15 protein-coding genes are annotated in these 17,441 nt (G+C 63.4%); 3 read left to right on the top strand and 12 right to left on the bottom strand.

Annotation, left to right across the window (positions count from 1 at the left end; all coding sequences use genetic code 11):
• Positions 1-84: 84 nt before the first annotated feature.
• The 5 genes from ATY29_RS01915 to ATY29_RS01935 form a co-directional block, all read right to left on the bottom strand.
• On the bottom strand, positions 85-807 hold the full coding sequence (locus ATY29_RS01915; protein ID WP_003570044.1) for an HAD family hydrolase: 723 nt from the start codon (positions 805-807) through the stop codon (positions 85-87).
• An 8-nt stretch (positions 808-815) separates the two neighbouring features.
• Positions 816-2,135 (bottom strand): lipid IV(A) 3-deoxy-D-manno-octulosonic acid transferase, encoded by a 1,320-nt coding sequence (gene waaA / locus ATY29_RS01920; protein ID WP_003570046.1) that lies wholly within the window; start codon positions 2,133-2,135, stop codon positions 816-818.
• Positions 2,136-2,328: 193 nt separating this feature from the next.
• Complete coding sequence (locus tag ATY29_RS01925) at positions 2,329-2,577, bottom strand: DUF4170 domain-containing protein (protein ID WP_097534808.1); 249 nt, start codon at positions 2,575-2,577, stop codon at positions 2,329-2,331.
• Positions 2,578-2,639: 62 nt separating this feature from the next.
• Positions 2,640-3,449 carry a 3'(2'),5'-bisphosphate nucleotidase CysQ gene (locus ATY29_RS01930; protein WP_003570050.1) on the bottom strand — a complete coding sequence of 270 codons (810 nt, stop codon included), beginning with the start codon at positions 3,447-3,449 and terminating at the stop codon, positions 2,640-2,642.
• A gap of 79 nt (positions 3,450-3,528) precedes the next feature.
• The gene (locus tag ATY29_RS01935) at positions 3,529-4,875 is read right to left on the bottom strand and encodes a TldD/PmbA family protein (protein ID WP_003570052.1); all 1,347 of its coding nucleotides are present in this window, start codon (positions 4,873-4,875) and stop codon (positions 3,529-3,531) included.
• 118 nt (positions 4,876-4,993) lie between these two features.
• Here ATY29_RS01935 and ATY29_RS01940 point away from each other — a divergent pair, with 118 nt between their 5' ends.
• Positions 4,994-6,805 carry a monovalent cation:proton antiporter-2 (CPA2) family protein gene (locus ATY29_RS01940; protein WP_097534946.1) on the top strand — a complete coding sequence of 604 codons (1,812 nt, stop codon included), beginning with the start codon at positions 4,994-4,996 and terminating at the stop codon, positions 6,803-6,805.
• A 13-nt stretch (positions 6,806-6,818) separates the two neighbouring features.
• Here ATY29_RS01940 and ATY29_RS01945 read toward each other — a convergent pair whose 3' ends face one another.
• Genes ATY29_RS01945 through ATY29_RS01955 form a run of 3 tightly spaced genes read right to left on the bottom strand, consistent with a single transcriptional unit; the run spans position 6,819 to position 10,251 of the window.
• The gene (locus ATY29_RS01945; RefSeq protein WP_097534809.1) at positions 6,819-7,700 is read right to left on the bottom strand and encodes a patatin-like phospholipase family protein; all 882 of its coding nucleotides are present in this window, start codon (positions 7,698-7,700) and stop codon (positions 6,819-6,821) included.
• Between the two features lie 12 nt (positions 7,701-7,712).
• A complete protein-coding gene (rsmD, locus tag ATY29_RS01950) occupies positions 7,713-8,273 on the bottom strand; it encodes a 16S rRNA (guanine(966)-N(2))-methyltransferase RsmD (protein WP_097534810.1) in 561 nt (186 codons plus the stop codon).
• On the bottom strand, positions 8,254-10,251 hold the full coding sequence (locus ATY29_RS01955; protein ID WP_003570059.1) for a pseudouridine synthase: 1,998 nt from the start codon (positions 10,249-10,251) through the stop codon (positions 8,254-8,256). Before ATY29_RS01955 ends, rsmD begins: the two co-directional genes overlap by 20 nt.
• A gap of 90 nt (positions 10,252-10,341) precedes the next feature.
• On the opposite strand from ATY29_RS01955, the gene ATY29_RS01960 reads away from it, so the two are divergent.
• Positions 10,342-10,779, top strand: a complete 438-nt coding sequence (locus ATY29_RS01960; RefSeq protein ID WP_097534948.1) for a nucleoside deaminase — start codon at positions 10,342-10,344, stop codon at positions 10,777-10,779.
• A gap of 240 nt (positions 10,780-11,019) precedes the next feature.
• Here ATY29_RS01960 and ATY29_RS01965 read toward each other — a convergent pair whose 3' ends face one another.
• The 4 genes from ATY29_RS01965 to ATY29_RS01985 form a co-directional block, all read right to left on the bottom strand.
• The gene (locus ATY29_RS01965; protein WP_003570063.1) at positions 11,020-11,649 is read right to left on the bottom strand and encodes a hypothetical protein; all 630 of its coding nucleotides are present in this window, start codon (positions 11,647-11,649) and stop codon (positions 11,020-11,022) included.
• A gap of 131 nt (positions 11,650-11,780) precedes the next feature.
• Positions 11,781-14,672: an isoleucine--tRNA ligase gene (ileS, locus tag ATY29_RS01970; protein ID WP_097534838.1), complete on the bottom strand. Its 2,892-nt coding sequence runs from the start codon at positions 14,670-14,672 to the stop codon at positions 11,781-11,783.
• Between the two features lie 287 nt (positions 14,673-14,959).
• Positions 14,960-15,943: a bifunctional riboflavin kinase/FAD synthetase gene (locus tag ATY29_RS01980; protein WP_097534950.1), complete on the bottom strand. Its 984-nt coding sequence runs from the start codon at positions 15,941-15,943 to the stop codon at positions 14,960-14,962.
• Between the two features lie 14 nt (positions 15,944-15,957).
• Positions 15,958-16,806 carry a TIGR01459 family HAD-type hydrolase gene (locus ATY29_RS01985; RefSeq protein WP_025415432.1) on the bottom strand — a complete coding sequence of 283 codons (849 nt, stop codon included), beginning with the start codon at positions 16,804-16,806 and terminating at the stop codon, positions 15,958-15,960.
• A gap of 286 nt (positions 16,807-17,092) precedes the next feature.
• Between ATY29_RS01985 and groES the strand changes: the two genes are divergently transcribed.
• Positions 17,093-17,389, top strand: coding sequence for a co-chaperone GroES (groES, locus tag ATY29_RS01990; protein ID WP_003545797.1), 297 nt, complete (start codon positions 17,093-17,095; stop codon positions 17,387-17,389).
• Positions 17,390-17,441 lie beyond the last annotated feature (52 nt).

A 17,441-nucleotide genomic window follows, 5' to 3' on the forward strand; every position in this document is an offset into this window, starting at 1 on the left:
CGCCTTTATTGCGGCCAGACCCCTGCTTTTCTCGACAGGCCGGATTGAGAAGCCAAAACCGATGAAAATGCAAGTCCTTACCAGTCAGGCCGGCTGCAAGTCCGGCAGCAGCGCCTCGAGCGCGGTGATATCGTCGAGCACATGATCGGCGGCGGCGGCAAGCGAATCGCGCGAACCGGTGCCGGTCAGCACCGCGATCCTGAGGCCCGTTCCAGCGTTCAGTCCCATGTGCAGATCGTGATTGTTGTCGCCGACCATCGCGACCTCTTCCGGCGAAAGACCGGTTGCGGCGCAGAAGCCGAGCACCATGCCCGGCTCCGGCTTGACGCCGAAACCGCTGTCATATCCGGCGATATAATCGACATAGCGGGCAAAACCGAAGCGTTCCGCTGTCTGGCGGATTGAACGCTCGTTGTCGCTGGAGGCGACGCCGAGCTTGAAGCCGCGCCGATGCAGCCTTGCGAAGAAGCCGGCGAGATCGGTCACCGGCACGGAAAATTCGGCGGCATTGGAAAACAGGTCGTCGAGGCGGAGCGTCAGTTCGCCGACATCGACCATCGAACCGGCGGCAACCAGACCCTCGGCAATCTGTCGGGTATTGCCGGCGGCTAGCAGGCTGTCGGGAACGATATGGCCGGTGACGGGATCCATGCCGCAGGCCGATAGCAATCGGTCGGCGAGAAGCGGGTCGCCTTCAGCGGCGATGCGGGCAAGCTCGCGGTTCACAGGCAGCCAGCTCTCGTCATAATCGAGCAGCGTGCCGTCCTTGTCGAAGAGGATGCCTTTGATAAGGGGCGCTGCCGACATGATTATCCTCAGAGCTGGGCCACGGCCTTGGGCAACAGGCGCGCCTTCACCGTTAGCGGATTGATATAGGGTTCCAGCCCCTTGACGGTCGCGGTCAGCGCACCGCGCATCTCGTGCACGGCGGCAATGCCGGCCTCGATCATATTGCGGCGGGCTTCGTCATTGATCAAAAGGTAATGCACGCCCTTGGCCAGCATTTCGGTGTCGCGCACCATGCGGGCGCTGCCGCTGCGGGCGAGCTTCTGATAGGCATCGCGGAAATTCTGCACATGGCCGCCGGAAAGAACGGCGCAGCCGAGCATGGCAGGCTCCAGCGGGTTCTGGCCGCCTTCGGCAAAGAGCGAACGGCCGACGAAAGCGATTTCCGTCAGGCGCAGATAAAGGCCCATTTCGCCGATCGTGTCGCCGAGAAAAATGTCGACATCGGCCGACAAGACATCGTCGCGGGTGCGGCGGGCGACCTTCAGCCCCAGCTTGACCAGAGCCGCCTCGATCTCGTCGCAACGCTCCGGGTGACGCGGCACGATGATCGTCAGTTGATGATCGCGCTCCCTGAGCGCCCGGTGAACGATGGCGGCGGCATTCTCTTCGCCGTCGAAGGTCGAGATCGCCGCCCAGGTCTTACGGTCGCCGATTTGCTTCTTGTAGCGGGCAAGGACTGCACTGTCGTAGGGCGGTGCGTCGGTATCGACCTTCAGATTGCCGGAGGTGATGACAGGGACGGCGCCGAGATCGCGGAAACGTTCGGCATCCATATCCGATTGGGCGATGACCAAAGCGAGATTCTCGAACAAGGCTTCAGCGATTGCCGGGCGGCGGCGCCAGCGGGCAAAGGAGCGGTCCGACATGCGGGCATTGATCAGGATCTGCGGAATGCGGCGGCGGCCGAGCTCCAGCACGGTTGCCGGCCAGATCTCGGATTCGGCGATGATCGCGCAGTCCGGCTGCCAATAGTCGAGGAAGCGGCTGACCGAGGGTTTGAGGTCGAGCGGCACGTATTGGTGGATCGCCTCATTGCCGAGGCGCTCGGCCGCGAGCCTGGCGGAAGTGATGGTGCCTGTGGTCAGGATGACATGGATGTCGCGGCGGCGGATTTCGCGGATCAGCGGGATGACGGCATTGGTTTCACCGACGCTTGCGGCATGGAACCAGACGAGCGGGCCCTGCGGCCGGTTGGCGCTCGGATAGCCGAAGCGTTCCAGGCGGCGCGCCCGGTCCTCCTTGCCCTTGGCCGTGCGGTAGGTGATGTAGAGGCCGACAACAGGAGAGGCCACGGTTCCCGCCAGACGGTATGCGCTCAGACCGAACCGAGCCATCCGGGAGCTCATTGCGCCAGCCTCCGATCCAAGATCGACATCAAACCCATTCCCTCATTATCGTTGCGGCCGCAATGACCGATCAATTTGTTCAGAATGCGTCAGACAATCCGGAACGACGGGCGCCCGATGCGCGAAAGCCCTGCTCGCCGAACGGTCGCCGGCAGCACTTGCGGATGGTCCTGGCCGAGATCGCTAGCCGAGGTCAGTTGCCTCCGGCCTTTTCCTGCGGATCGAGCAAACGGTGCATATGGACGATAAAGTAGCGCATATGCGCATTGTCGACCGTCTGCTGCGCCTTCGACTTCCAGGCCGTCAGCGCCGTGGCATAATCCGGGAAAATGCCGACGATATCGAGATCTTTCAGATCACGGAACTGGACGTCATCGAGGGTTTCCAGTTCGCCGCCAAACACCAGATGCAAAAGCTGCTTCTTGTCACCGGATTCAGTCATTTTTTGTTCTCTTTCTGCCTGTTCTCCTCCGCCATCCCATCTGCGGGATTTTGACGGAAACGTCAACTGTCTCTTCGTACCGCAAAGGCCGCGAGAAATTCATCGATGCGGGACGCAGGTGCTGCGCAGAGGACCTTGTGGGTAACGTCGGCGCTGTTGTAGACGACCGGCCGGCCTTCGAGGTCGACGAGGCCACCGCCGGCGCAAGCCAGAATGAGATCGGCGGCGGCCAGGTCCCAATCGTGCGAATTACCCTTGACGAAGGTGCCTTCGAGACGACCGTCCGCCACCATGGCTATACGATAGGCGAGCGAGGGAATGTATTTCTGACGCGTCACCCGGGCACGGAACTCCGGCGGCAAGGTCGCCAATAGATCCTCGCCGATCGCAAGGCGGCTCGTCTCCTCCGGTCGCGCGGCGGAGACGGCGAGCGGCACGCCATTCTTCGTCGCCACGCCGCCGTCGACGGCTTGATAGAGTTCTTCGAGCGCCGGCGCATAGAGCACGCCGGCCACCGGCCGGCCGCGATGAACGACGGCGACGCTGACGCACCAGACCTTTTGCCCGCCGAGGAAGGCGCGCGTGCCGTCGATCGGATCGATGATGAACGTCGTCTCGCGCGCGAGACGATCAGAATCGTCGTCGGTTTCTTCCGACAGCCAGCCATAATCCGGCCGGGCCTTGCGCAGAATGGTCTCGAGCGTCTTGTTGGCGGCAAAATCGGCGGCGCTGACGGGGGAGCGATCCCCGTTCTTCCACCAGACCTCCGGCGATTGGTTGAAGAAGCCGAAAGCGACCGCACCCGCCTCTTTGGCGGCATCGGCGATCAGCGTCAGATCGCTCTGCCAGCGGTCCTTGTTGCTATCGCTCATCCTATCAATCCGTTTCTCAATTCAATCGTGGGAGCATGCTGTCGCTCGAAACCGCTCACACACTTTTGCTGGAATTGCTCTAGCGCCCTGCGAGCGTCATGCCTTCGATGGCGAAGGTCGGAGCTGCGACGCCGAACTTGCGGTCGATGTCGTTTGCCGGCGTCAGGCGCATGAACATGTCCTTCAGATTCGAGGCGATCGTCACCTCGGAGACCGGGAAGGTCAGTTCGCCGTTCTCGATCCAGAAGCCGGTGGCGCCGCGGCTGTATTCGCCGGTGATCATATTGACGCCGTGGCCGATCAATTCGGTGACGTAAAAACCGTTGCCGACGCTGAGGATCAGCTCCTCCGGCGTGATGTCGCCAGGTTCAAGGGCAAGGTTGGTGGAGGACGGCGAGACGGCGGTGCCGCCGCGCACGCCGCGGCCGTTGGTCTGAAGGCCAAGTTCGCGAGCCGTCGAGGTCGACAGGAACCAGTGCTTCAAGACGCCGTCCTCGATCATCACAAGCCGTTCGCCCGATACGCCCTCGCCGTCGAAAGGCCGCGAGGAGGGGCCGCGCACAATCAACGGATCGTCAGTGATCGACAGGCCCGATTTCAGCACCTGCTGACCCATCCTGTCGCGCAGGAAGCTGGACTTGCGGGCGACGGCAGCGCCATTGATCGCGCCGGCGATATGGCCGACGAAGCCGCGGGCGACGCGCGGGTCGAAGATGACGGTGACATCCTTGCCGGTCGGCACCTGGCGTGGATTGATGCGCTTGACCACCCGTTCGCCAGCGCGGCGGCCGATCTCGGCGGGATCGTCGAGCTCCGCATAATAGAGCCGGCTGTCGAAATCATAATCGCGCTCCATTCCGGTGCCTTCGCCTGCGATGACGCTGACGGAATGACCGAAACGCGAGGCCATGTAACTGCCTTCGAAACCGTGCGAGGTGGCAAGAACCAGGCCGCCCATGCCGGCCGAGGCACCGGCGCCGGAGGAATTGGTGACACCCTTGACCGCAAGGGCCGCCGCCTCGGCGGCAAGGCCTGCCTCGCGCAGCATCTCGGAGGAGACCTCGGTGGTATCGAGCAATTGCAGGTCGGGATAGGATTTCGCAAGGCTCGCCTCATCCGCGAGGCAAGCGAAAGGGTCTTCCGGCGAGACCTTGGCCATGGCGACGGCGCGTTCGGCAAGCGCCCGCAGATCGAAGCCCGGATTGGCCGAAACGCTGGCGACGCGCTTGCCGATGAAGACGCGCAGCGAAAAATCGTCGCTTTCGGAGGATTCCGTGCCCTCGACCTTGCCGAGACGGACGCTGACCGATTGCGAGCGCGACCGGACGACGACGGCGTCGGCGGCGTCCGCCCCTGCCTTCCTGGCCAGATCGATCAATTGACTTGCGCGGGAAAGAAGTGTCGAGGAATCGATTTCAGAGGACATGATTTGGCCTTTCCTTCGGCTTCCATTTATTGTGCACTCTCCCAAGCATCAAGGCCGCCGCCGCCGATTCTTTGTCGGGGCGGCCTGCCTGTCCCCGCCGTCGAAAGAAAATGCCCTGATGTCCGCGCCCAATGCCCTTTTTTCCGAAACGATCCTGCTGCTCGGCGGAGCGGTTGTGGCCGCACCGATCTTCAAAAAGCTCGGGCTCGGCACGGTGCTCGGCTATCTCGCCGCCGGCATCGTCATCGGGCCGGTTTTTCACGGCATCACCGATGGCGAACAGATCCTCAATGTCGCCGAGCTCGGTGTGGTCTTCCTGCTCTTCATCATCGGGCTGGAATTGAAACCCAGCCGCCTCTGGCAGATGCGGCGTGACATTTTCGGCCTCGGCACGGCGCAGGTGGTGGTGACCGGGCTGGCGCTGACCGCGCTCGCCTGGTTTTCCCAGGTTCTCGACTGGCGCGGCAGCATCGTCGCCGGCTTCGGCCTGGCGCTGTCTTCGACGGCCTTCGCAATGCAGATCCTCGAGGGCGACGGCGACGTCAACACCAAATACGGGCAGCGTTCCTTCTCGATGCTCCTGTTCCAGGACCTGGCGATCGTGCCGCTTCTGGCGCTGATCACCATTCTCGATGGCGGCCGGGGTAGCAATGCGCCGCTGCTCGGGTTCGCGGTCGCCATCGGCGCCGTCGCGGCGATGATCGTCATGGGGCGCTACCTGCTGACACCGCTCTTCCAGATCATCGCCCGGACCGGCGCGCGCGAAGCGATGATTGCGGCCGCCCTCTTCGTCGTCATGGGGTCGGCGAGCCTGATGCAGCTTGCCGGACTTTCGATGGCGATGGGCGCCTTCCTGTCCGGCGTGATGCTGGCCGAATCCTCTTATCGGCACGAGCTGGAAGCTGACATCGAGCCCTTCCGCGGCGTGCTGCTCGCCATTTTCTTCATCGCCGTCGGCCTGTCGCTGGAGCTCGATGTTCTCGCCGACAACGTGCTCTTCGTCATCCTCGCCGTGCCAATCGTCATGGCCGTCAAGGCGATCATCATCTATGGGCTCTGCCGGATATCGGGTTCTCCACATGACGACGCGATCCGCATCGCCTTCCTGCTGCCGCAGGGCGGCGAATTCGGCTTCGTGCTGTTTACCACGGCAGGTGCGGCCGGGCTGATGTCGACGAGCACGGCCTCACTGCTGGTGGCGATCGTCACGCTGACCATGGCCCTGACGCCGATCGGGTCGGCCCTGTCGAAGCGGCTCCTGCACGGCGATGAGCATGAGGAACTGGACGAGGATTTCGAGGGCGCCGGCGCCGACGTGCTGATGGTCGGCTTTTCCCGTTTTGGCCAGATCGCCGCCCAGATCCTGCTGGCCGGCGGGCGTAGCGTCACCGTCATCGATTTTTCGGCGGACCGCATTCGCCAGGCCTCATCCTTCGGCTTCCGCATCTATTTCGGCGACGGCGCGCGCAAGGACGTGCTGCGCTCGGCCGGCATCGAGCGGGCGAAGATCGTGCTCGTCTGCACGCAGAAAAAGGAACTCACCGACAAGGTTGTGGAGCTGGTGCAGGCGGACTATCCGCACACAAGGCTCTACGTGCGATCCTACGACCGTCTCCATTCGATCGAACTGCGCAACAAGGGCGTCGACTACGAGCTGCGCGAAACGCTGGAATCGGGCCTGCTCTTCGGACGGCGGACGCTGGAGGCGCTCGGCGTTCCCGAGGTCGACGCCTATGAAATCGGCGAAGATATCCGCAAGCGCGACGAGGCGCGTCTGGTGCTGCAGGTGTCTGAAGGATTGCAGGCCGGGCGCGACATGCTGTTTTCCCACCCCGTCCGGCCCGAACCGCTGGTCAAGCCCAAACGCGCCGCCGATGCCTTCGAGGACGATCCGCTGGCGGGAACCGCGGATGCGACGGCGGACGCGTAAACCGAAGGGGGCATCAGCGCTTCAGCCGCGCCTCGATTTCCCGGTCGAGGGCGAATTTCAGCTCGTCCTTGACGCCGACGGACATGGCCAAGACTTCGCGGGCCTTGAGGAAATCCATGACGCCGGTGCGGCCGACGGCCGGGCGCAGGAAGATATGCGGCTGGCGCAGCTTCAGCTTCAACGTGATCGCCGTCTGCATCATCAGCTGGCCGGAGCCGAAGATGCTCTCCATGCGGTTCGGAATATGGGTGCCGTCGCCTTCCGGTGCGCCGACGACATCGATGCCGACGACGATGTCGGCAAGGTCCATCAGCGGTTCATAGGGCACCGGATTGCTGATGCCGCCGTCGATCATCACCCGGCCGCGCAGGCGCACCGGCATGAAGACGGCAGGGATGGCGGAAGAAGCGGCGAGTGCCGGAAACAGCTCGCCCTCTTCGATGATGACTTCGCACTGCCCGTAATAATCCGTGGTGATGACCTTCATCGGCACCAGCAGATCCTCGAAACGGGCCGGCAGCTCGGCCGGCAGAAAGGCTTTCAGGATCCGCTCCAGATTGAACTGGCCGATACGGATGCCCTTGGCGACGGCATCGCGCACCGTCGTCGGTCTCAAGCCCCAGATGCGGCTGACAACGGCCGTCTTGTTGCCGACGGTGGCCAACGCATGTTCACGGATTTCGGCCCCCGACATGCCGGCGGCCATGCCGGCCCCCATGATCGCCCCCATCGACGAGCCTGATACCGCCACCGGGCGAATGCCCAGTTCGTCGAGCGTCTCGATGACATGGATATGGGCAAGCCCGCGCGCGCCGCCGCCGCCGAAAGCGACAGCGACCGTTGGAAGATCGCTGATCTGAGGCAGTTTCGGGCTAATGATCTCTGCCTGCTGCACGCCCCGCCCCGCTTATTGCGGCTGATACCGGAAGAAATGCACCCTCGTATCGCCAAAGATGCGGTTTTCGAGGAAGACATAGGAAGGATGCACGGAAACGACAATATCGCCGCGCTCTTCGAGCACCGCGATCGCGCCCGGCCGCAGCCAGCCGCCGACGGCGGCCGCAGCCATCGCCTTCTCGCCGAGGCCCTTGCCATAGGGCGGGTCGGCAAACAGCACATCGAAGGGCTCGAGATTGCCGACGCTGCCGAGATCGGTCGCATCCCGGCGCAGGATGCGCGTGCGGCCATGCAGGCCGAGCGCATCGATGTTCTCCCAGAGCAGCGCCCTGCCCTCGACGCTGTTTTCGACGAAGAGCGTGTGGCGACAGCCGCGCGAAACGGCTTCGAGGCCGACGGCGCCGGTTCCGGCAAAAAGATCGAGGATCCGGGTGCCGTCGACGCATTCCGGATAGGCATGGCTCAATATATTGAACAAGCTCTCGCGCGTCCGGTCGGCAGTCGGCCGGATCTCGTTGGATTTTGGCACGGCGAGAGGCCGTCCGCGAAACTCACCGCCGACGATCCGCACCGCGCGTCATTCCCTTTCCTTTGCCACCACCTCTGGACGGCCCGCCCGCAGGCCTGTCGCCGCCCGGCCTTTCACCGCCCGGCTTGTTACCACCCGACTTGGCGCCCTTCGGCTTACCGGAAAAATTCTTGGGCCCACCCGGCTTGGCACCGAAGCTCTTGCCGCGCGGCTTATCACCCGAAGGCTTGTCGCCGAATGTTCTTTCGCCGCGCGGGCGCTCGGAGCGGCCTTCGCCGGTATAACTTCTGGCTGCCCGCGGGCGCTCATCACCGTCCTCGCGCGGCCTGCGATCACCCCGCGGCTTGTCGCCGAATGGACGATCTCCACGCGAAGGGCGATCGCCGCGCGGACGCTCCGAACGGGCCTCGCCGGTGGAGGTTCTGGCAGCCCGTGGACGCTCGTCACCATCGTCACGCGGCTTGCGGTCACCCCGCGGCTTGTCGCCGAAGGGCCGGTCGCCACGCGAGGGGCGATCACCGTAAGGCCGGTCGCCGCGCGGGCGCTCAGAACGGCCCTCGCCGGCAGAGGCTCTGGCGGCACGAGGACGTTCGTCACCTTCGCCACGCGGTTTGCGATCACCCCGCGGCTTGTCGCCGAACGGACGATCCCCGAAAGAGCGCTTGCGGCCGAAGCCTTCGCCCTCATCCTTGCGACGGGGCTCCTCGCTCGAGCGGATCCATTCGCCGTCCTCCTCGCGCACGCGGTTGATCGGCGTGCGCGGGCGATCCTCGATATGGTGGGAACCGGCGCCCTTTGCCCCCGCCTGCTCGCCGCGCCGGCGCGCGGTCTGCTCATTCTTGGCGGCTTTCGCCGCAGCCTTTTCGCCGAGCGGCCTGGCGCCCGGCGCCATCCAGACATTGGCGCTGCGGCGCTGGCCGAGCGGCTGGGGACGTTTGGGCTTTTCGTCGTCGAAGCGGCCGCCATCGCGGCGGTCGTCATCTCTACGCCCGCCACCGCGGCGATCGTCGCGCTTGGTGTCGAGACGGCTTAGCGCCCGTTCGCGCTTATCCTCGTCGCGGCGCGGACGCTGTTCGCGCTTTTCCGGCACTGCGCTTTCAGCCTCTTCCTCGGCGGCAACGGCTGGCGCATTGTAGATCGGCGCGTCGAAATTCGCCTTGGCTTCCTCGATCAGGCGCGGGCCGAGCTGGTCACGCAAGGTGCGGCCGCGCACCTCGATGACATGGCCTTCCGGCAGGTCGCCGAGCTGGAACGGGCCATAGGAAATGCGGATCAGGCGGTTGACGTCGAGACCGAGCGCGCCCATCACGTTCTTGATTTCGCGGTTCTTGCCTTCGCGAAGACCCATGGTGATCCAGACGTTCGAGCCTTGCGTGCGGTCGAGCGTCGCCTCGATCGAACCGTAGAGCACACCGTCGACGGCGATGCCGTCCTTTAGTCTATCGAGTGCATCCTGATCGATCTCGCCATGGGCGCGGACACGGTAGCGTCGCAGCCAGCCGGTCGCCGGCAGCTCGAGCGCGCGGGCAAGGCCGCCGTCATTGGTGAGCAGCAGCAAGCCTTCGGTATTGATGTCGAGGCGGCCGATCGACATGACGCGCGGCAGTTCTTCCGGCAAGTTGTCGAAGACAGTCGCGCGGCCTTCGGGATCGGCATTGGTGGTCACCAAGCCGGCCGGCTTATGATAGAGCCACAGTCTGGTGCGCTCGATGCCGCGGATCGGCACGCCGTCGACCTCGATGCGGTCGGCAAGCGTGACATTGACTACGGGCGTGTCGAGAACCGCGCCGTTCAGCGTCACCCGGCCTTCCATGATCATGCGTTCGATGTCGCGGCGGGAGGCAACGCCGGCGCGCGCCATCACCTTGGAAATACGTTCGGCCTTCGCGTCGCCATCGCTCTCGGCGGCGATTGCAGCCTTTGCCGGCTTGTCACCGCGCGGCTTGCCGCCGGTCTTCGGCTCGGTGTCCCGTGAAAACGGCTTTGCGCCCGGGCGTTTTGGCTTGTCTTTAGGTGTCATTTGTTGTTTGCCTGCCTTTTGGGCCTGTCTATCAGGTCACGCATCTGCGGTTAAGTGGAAATTCTTGCGATCGTGAAGACAAATCGTTTCATGGAGATGGCGCTTGTAGAGGCGCGTGCCGCCGGAGACCGCGGCGAGGTGCCGATCGGCGCCGTCCTCGTCATCGACGATATCGCCGTTTCACGCGCGGGAAACCGCACACGCGAGCTCAAGGACGTCACCGCGCACGCCGAAATCGCCGCGATCCGGCTTGCCTGCGACGCGCTCGGACAGGAGCGCCTTGTCGGCGCCGATCTCTACGTGACGCTCGAACCCTGCACCATGTGCGCGGCAGCCATCTCCTTTGCGCGTATCCGCAGGCTCTATTACGGCGCCGAGGACCCGAAGGGCGGCGGCGTCGACAATGGCGTGCGATTCTATGCGCAGCCGACCTGCCACCACGCTCCGGAGGTCTACTCCGGCTTCAACGAGGTCCAGTCGGCCGAGATCTTGCGGACATTCTTTTCGCAAAAGCGAGAGGCGCCGTAATGCGCGGCGTCCTCCCATACCGTTACGCGTGCCAATCTTAAGATATCTCGGTGCGAGGAGATTGTCGGCACCAGCCCCTCATCCGGCTGCCGCCACCTTCTCTCCCTAAACGGGGCGAAGGGGATATGGCGCAGCCTTCTCCGTCCCTCGCTCGAAACTCTCGCGTGGCACGTCCCCTCGCCCCGTTTACGGGGAGAGGGTTAGGGTGAGGGGCAGCCTTCAATGCGCAGGGGCAAGCTGCTATTGCAGGAAGTTCCACCACTGCTTGCCGGTGTTGGCGACTGCGGCATCTTTCTTGCGCTTCTTCGCCTTCTTGAGCTCGGGTTCGCCGAGATCGTCGAGCTTGGCCGGATCGTCGACGGTGCGGTAGCCGGGCGGCGGATCGGATATATAGCGGCGCTGATCGATATAGGAGCCCTTCTGCAAGGCGCGGGCTTCACGATAGGCCTTGGTCTGGGCTTCCGTCGTGCGGCGGCCGCCTTCGATGGCGGAGCTGGCGAGTGGGGAGCGGTAATTCGGATTGTCCGAGTTCGCATCGGCTTCCCCGACGAGGCGGGCGCGAGTTTCCTCCGGCGATTCAATCCATTGCGGATTGTCCTTGTTGGCGACCGTCGGCTGCGGCGCAACGAGGGTCTCCTTCTGCGCCTGGGCCGGCAGCACCAGCGTCGGGCGCGGCGTGTATTTGACGCCCTTGTTCTTCGGATCCGGCCCGGTCAACGACACGGACTGGCCGAGATCGTCGGTCAATTGCTCCATGGCGGTCTTGTCGGTGCCGTAGGTCGGGCTGCTGGCGCAGCTGGAGACCAGGGAGCATCCCGCCATGACAACAGACAGGCAGGCGCCCATACGGAACCAATGCGTTGCGAACATGAAAACCCTTCCAGCCACCGGTGCAATCGTTGCCCAACCGGACAACCGTCCCCCTGACGCAAAAATCCGGCCATTTTCAGGCAGCTTTTACCGGATGAACCGCGAAAACGCAATTCACCCGGTAAATATCTTCAGGCGCCGATGCCGAGTTCGCGCAATGCGGCAGCATCACGCTTGGAAACATCGGGATAGTCCGGATCGGCGCCGACGTCGGTGGTGATGCGCCAGGATCGGGCGCATTTCACGCCTTCGGCCAGCTTCGGAACGACGGCGACATCAGCCACTTCTGCCAGGCGGAACGCTTCAGCCGGGCCGGCGTCCGCCTTAATCGTGATATCAGAGGTGATGCAGACTTCGGTGAAGTCCTGGCCTTCCAGCGCCTTCACGAGTTCCGGGTCGGCGATGTGGACGACGGGAGCGGCCTCCAGCGAGGAGCCGATACGCTTATCCCTGCGCTCGATTTCAAGAGCGCCCGTGACAACCGAGCGGACGGCGCGGATCTTCTTCCATTTTTCGGCCAGGGCATCGTTGCGCCATTCCTTGGCAACAGGGGCAAACTGCTCCAGATGCACCGAAACGGCGGCCGGGTTGCGCGACAGCCAGGCCTCCTCAGTGGTGAAGGGCAGCATCGGCGCAAGCCAGGTCACCATGCAATCGAAGATCTGGCGGATGACGTGCAGGCTGGCGCGCCGGCGCAGGCTCGAGGGCGCGTCGCAATAGAGCGCATCCTTGCGGACATCGAAATAGAAGGCCGAAAGCTCGACATTGGCAAAATCGATCAATGCGCGGGCGATCTTCTTGAAGTCGAAGCTGTCGTAATTCTCGCGCACCAGGTCGTCGAGCTCGGCCAGCCGGTGCAGCATCAGCTGCTCCAGCTCCGGCAGATCGGCAAGAGCGATCTCCTCGCCCTTGTCGTGGGCGAGCGTGCCGAGCATCCAGCGGATGGTGTTGCGCAGCTTGCGATAGGCGTCGACATTGGTCTGGATGATCGTCTTGCCGACGCGCAGGTCGTCGGCATAATCCGAGGTCATCACCCAGAGGCGCAGGATATCGGCGCCGGCATCCTTCATCACTTCCTGTGGTGCGGTGACGTTGCCCTTCGACTTCGACATCTTCTCGCCCTTCTCGTCCATGGTGAAACCATGGGTGAGGACGGCGTTGTAAGGCGCACGGCCGCGGGTGGCAGCCGATTCCAGCAGCGAGGAATGGAACCAGCCGCGGTGCTGGTCGGACCCTTCGAGATAAAGATCGGCCGGCCACTTCAGGTCGGGGCGGTCTTCGAGCGTGAAGGTGTGCGTCGAGCCCGAGTCGAACCAGACGTCGAGGATATCCATGACCTGCGTCCAGCGGGAGTGGTCGTGGTCATTGCCGAGGAAACGCTCCTTGGCGCCTTCGGCAAACCAGGCGTCGGCGCCCTCATGTTCGAAGGCTTCGAGAATGCGGGCATTGACGGCGTCATCGACCAGGACCTCGCCCTCATCGTCGGCAAAGACGGCGATCGGCACGCCCCATGCCCTTTGACGGGAAAGAACCCAGTCCGGGCGGCCCTCGATCATGGCGCGCAACCGGTTCTGGCCGGCGGCGGGCACGAAGCGGGTGTCGTCGATCGCTCCCAGCGCGCGCGAACGCAGCGTCGTGCCGTCGGCAAGGGTCTTGTCCATATAGACGAACCATTGCGGCGTGTTGCGGAAGATGACCGGCTTCTTCGAGCGCCAGGAGTGCGGATACTGATGCTTCAACCGGCCGCGGGCAAAGAGCGCGCCGCGGGCGATCAGCTCCTTGATGACGCGGTCGTTGGCATCGCCCTTCTTGCCGTTGTCGTCGATGACGCGGGCGCCTTCGAAGCCGGGGGCGTCGGATGTATAGAAGCCACCGTCATCGACCGGGAACGGGATCTTGGTCTCGATGCCGCGCGCCTCCAGCGTGCGGACGGCCGACATCCAGGCATCGAAGTCTTCGCGACCGTGGCTCGGAGCGGTATGCACGAAGCCGGTGCCGGCGTCATCGGTGACGTGGTCGCCATCGAGCAGCGGTACAGTGAATTCATAGCCGCCGTCGAGACCCTTGAACGGATGGGCGCAGGTCATCGCCGCGAAGTCCGCCGCAGAAACATCGCTCAAACGCTTGTATTGCAGCTTGGCCTTGGCGAAGGATTCCTCGGCGAGCTTATCGGCAAAGATCAGCCTTTCGCCGGGACGCGGACCAAAATCATTCTCGGCCGCCGTCACCTCGTAAAGGCCGTAGGAGACACGTGCAGAGAAGGAGACCGCGCGGTTGCCGGGGATCGTCCAGGGCGTGGTCGTCCAGATCACCACGAAGGCGTCCTTGAGCGCGGATGGACCTTCGACGACTGGGAATTTCACCCAGATCGTATCGCTCTCATAGTCCTGGTACTCGACCTCGGCTTCGGCCAGCGCCGTACGTTCGACGACCGACCACATGATCGGCTTGGAGCCGCGATAAAGCTGGCCGCTGGCGGCGATCTTCAGGAGTTCGCCGGCAATGCGCGATTCCGCATGGAAATTCATCGTCGTATAGGGATTGTCGAAGTCGCCCTCGATGCCGAGACGCTTGAACTCTTCGGCCTGAACCTTGATCCAGCCGGCGGCGAATTCACGGCATTCTCTGCGGAACTCGTTGACCGGAACCTCGTCCTTGTTCCTGCCCTTCTCGCGATACTTCTCCTCGATCTTCCATTCGATCGGAAGTCCGTGGCAATCCCAGCCGGGCACGTAATTGGCGTCGTAACCGCGCATCTGGAACGAGCGGTTGATGACGTCCTTGAGGATCTTGTTCAGCGCGTGGCCGATATGGATGTTGCCGTTGGCATAGGGCGGGCCGTCGTGAAGCACGAACTTTTCGCGGCCGGCGGCCGAAGCGCGCAATTTTTTGTAGAGACCCATTTCCTGCCAGCGCTTGACGAGCTCCGGCTCCTTCTGCGGCAGGCCGGCGCGCATCGGGAAATCGGTTTCGGGCAAATAGAGGGTCTTCGAATAATCGATCTTTTCGGCTGTGTCGGTCATATCGGGACAATCGTTTCTGGCGGCCCGGAAAGGGGCGCTGCGGGCGTGAAAAAGCTGGTGACGGAAGCGCTCATGTGAGAGCGCCAAAAACCCGGACCTCCCGGCCGCTTAGCGCGCGCGGAAGGCCGGGCCGATAATTCGCGTCGTGATCGCCAGCCGAAATTTCGTCATAGCGCCGGTTCATAGGCGTTTTTGCCGGGAAAAGGAAGAGAAGAATTCGCCGCAGCGATCCCTCGGCGCGAGCGAAATTTTCGATTGCGTCCGAAAAATCCGGGACCGACGCGACCTCAGGAAAAACAAAGCTTCCGATCGAGTTCGCCGAGCGGCTTGACACCAGCCAGCAGCGCCCTCGCCTCTTCCTCGTCGCGCTTGATCTGGGCGACCAGCGGATCGAGGCCATCGAATTTCAGTTCGGGTCTAAGATAGCCGAAGAAGGAGACGGCGCAGCGCTGGCCGTAGAGATCGCCGCTGAAATCGAAAAGATAGGTTTCGAGCAGCGGCGCCCCGTTTTCCGTGACCGTCGGGCGGCGGCCGTAGCTGGCGACGGCATCATGGAGCGTGCCGTCCTGGCGGCGGAAGCGGACGGCATAAATGCCGGCGGCAAGTTCGACCTCCGACGGCAGGCGCATGTTGGCGGTGGGAAAACCCAGCTGGCGGCCGAGCTTTTCGCCGTCGATCACCTCGGCCTCGACCGTATAGCGGTAGCCCAGCATGCCGGCGACTTCGCTGACGCTGCCTTCCTTCAAAAGCGCGCGGATATGGCTCGAAGAGACGACATCGGCGTTTTCGTCGCGGAAGGCATCGATCAGGGTGACGCCGAAGCCATAGGTCTGGCCGGCATTCATCAGGAAGGCCGGACCGCCCTCTCGGCCGCGGCCGAAATGGAAATCGAAGCCGGTGACGACTTCGGAGGCGCCGAGCCAATCCTTGAGGATCGAATGGATGAAATCGTCGGCCGAGCGCTGCGAGAACTCGTAGTCGAAGGGATATTCGATGACGGCGCTAAAACCGAGCGTCTCCAGGATGCGGGCTTTCAGCGGCGCCGGCGTCAGGCGGAAGACCGGCGTCTCAGGCCGGAAGACCGTGCGCGGATGCGGCTCGAAGGTCAGCACCAAGGCGGGGATGCCCCGCGCCCTGGAGATTTCGAGCGCGCGGTTGAGCACAGACTGGTGGCCACGGTGCACGCCGTCGAAATTGCCGATGGCAATGACGCCGCCCTTCAGATGGGCAGGCAAGGGTTCCCGGGTTTCATTGCGGTGGAAGACGGTCATCGGCAGGCTTCTCTTTATGCAAGGCGTGGCATCCACCACTTCGGCGCGGCTTTTTCCCGATCGAGATAGGCGTGGAGAATCGCCTCGTCGGTCTCGCCGTTCAAGGTGTATTCCTTGGCGTGGATACCGCCGCTGATGTAGAGAAGGTCGAGGCCGTAATTCAAGGCGCCGCGAACATCGGTCGGCATGCCGTCGCCGATCGCCAGCACACGGTCGATGGGGAAATCGCCGCGAAGCTCGCGGGCAGCGGCCAACGTCGCCTCATAGATCGGCCGGTGCGGTTTTCCGGCGATGCGGGTGCTGCCACCAAGCTGCTCGTAATAGGCGGCCATGGCGCCGGCGCAGGGGATGATGCGATGGCCGCGCTCGACGACGAGGTCGGGATTGGCGCAGATCATCGGCACCTCGCGCGCCTGAAAATCCAGAAGCATGTCGGTGTAATCCTCCGGCTTCTCAGTCTCGTCATCGAAGAAGCCGGTGCAGACGAGCGATTGTGCTTCGCCCGCGGGGGTGCGCTCGACGCCAATGCCTTCGAGCAGCGCCTTGTCGCGCTCAGGACCGAGCAGAAAGACCGTCTTCGGCCCTTCGGCGATCAGCCGGCGGGTGACGTCGCCTGAGGTGACGATCCGGTCATAGGCGCTGTCGGGCACCCCGATCTGGCGCAGCTGCTCGACCACCTGCCAGGAAAGGCGCGGCGAATTGGTGATGAGGACGACAGCGACGCCGCTCTCGCGTGCCGCTTCAAGGGCAGCCGCCGCCTTTGGAAACGGATCGACACCGTTGTGAACAACGCCCCAGACATCGCAGAGCACCACGTCATAATGACCTGTTATCTCCGAGAAGTTTTCTATGCGCCTCGCCATTCCGAATTCCCGATTTGCCTCAGTCACCGGTGACATTGCAAAGGCGCAAGGCGATGGCAAGGCAATTTTCTTCGCTGCCGGCCCAGCACACCGGGTTTCGGCAACAATCTCCGCATTTCTCCGGCCTCTTCACAATTCCGGCACAAAAATTCGTGATTGCTCTCATTGACTCCTCTTGGAGCCATCCCTAAATGCTCGTCGCTAGCACTCACCGCGAGGGAGTGCTAACATCTATCCATGTGGGCCGCTCCGGCCCGCGAATGTCATTCGATCGAGGGATTAGACAATGGCAAGCACCAACTTCCGCCCCCTTCACGACCGCGTCGTTGTTCGCCGCGTTGAGTCCGAAGCCAAGACCAAGGGTGGCATCATCATTCCCGATACCGCCAAGGAAAAGCCGCAGGAAGGCGAAATCGTCGCCGTCGGTTCCGGCGCTCGTGACGAGTCCGGCAAGGTCGTCGCACTCGACGTCAAGGCTGGCGACCGCATCCTGTTCGGCAAGTGGTCCGGCACCGAAGTCAAGATCGACGGCGAAGACCTTCTGATCATGAAGGAAGCCGACATTATGGGCATCATCGGCTGATCAGCCGCTGGCCTTTCCGACGTAGCCGACGGGTCCCAGAACCCGGACACTC

This window comes from Rhizobium hidalgonense, assembly GCF_002914525.1.
Classification (GTDB): domain Bacteria; phylum Pseudomonadota; class Alphaproteobacteria; order Rhizobiales; family Rhizobiaceae; genus Rhizobium; species Rhizobium hidalgonense.

Coding starts and splice junctions, on each gene's coding strand:
- ATY29_RS01915 (WP_003570044.1), bottom strand. CDS start 807: ATGTCGGCAGCGCCCCTTATCAAAGGCATCCTCTTCGACAAGGACGGC.
- waaA (WP_003570046.1), bottom strand. CDS start 2,135: ATGAGCTCCCGGATGGCTCGGTTCGGTCTGAGCGCATACCGTCTGGCG.
- ATY29_RS01925 (WP_097534808.1), bottom strand. CDS start 2,577: ATGACTGAATCCGGTGACAAGAAGCAGCTTTTGCATCTGGTGTTTGGC.
- ATY29_RS01930 (WP_003570050.1), bottom strand. CDS start 3,449: ATGAGCGATAGCAACAAGGACCGCTGGCAGAGCGATCTGACGCTGATC.
- ATY29_RS01935 (WP_003570052.1), bottom strand. CDS start 4,875: ATGTCCTCTGAAATCGATTCCTCGACACTTCTTTCCCGCGCAAGTCAA.
- ATY29_RS01940 (WP_097534946.1), top strand. CDS start 4,994: ATGTCCGCGCCCAATGCCCTTTTTTCCGAAACGATCCTGCTGCTCGGC.
- ATY29_RS01955 (WP_003570059.1), bottom strand. CDS start 10,251: ATGACACCTAAAGACAAGCCAAAACGCCCGGGCGCAAAGCCGTTTTCA.
- ATY29_RS01960 (WP_097534948.1), top strand. CDS start 10,342: ATGGAGATGGCGCTTGTAGAGGCGCGTGCCGCCGGAGACCGCGGCGAG.
- ATY29_RS01965 (WP_003570063.1), bottom strand. CDS start 11,649: ATGTTCGCAACGCATTGGTTCCGTATGGGCGCCTGCCTGTCTGTTGTC.
- ileS (WP_097534838.1), bottom strand. CDS start 14,672: ATGACCGACACAGCCGAAAAGATCGATTATTCGAAGACCCTCTATTTG.
- ATY29_RS01980 (WP_097534950.1), bottom strand. CDS start 15,943: ATGACCGTCTTCCACCGCAATGAAACCCGGGAACCCTTGCCTGCCCAT.
- ATY29_RS01985 (WP_025415432.1), bottom strand. CDS start 16,806: ATGGCGAGGCGCATAGAAAACTTCTCGGAGATAACAGGTCATTATGAC.
- groES (WP_003545797.1), top strand. CDS start 17,093: ATGGCAAGCACCAACTTCCGCCCCCTTCACGACCGCGTCGTTGTTCGC.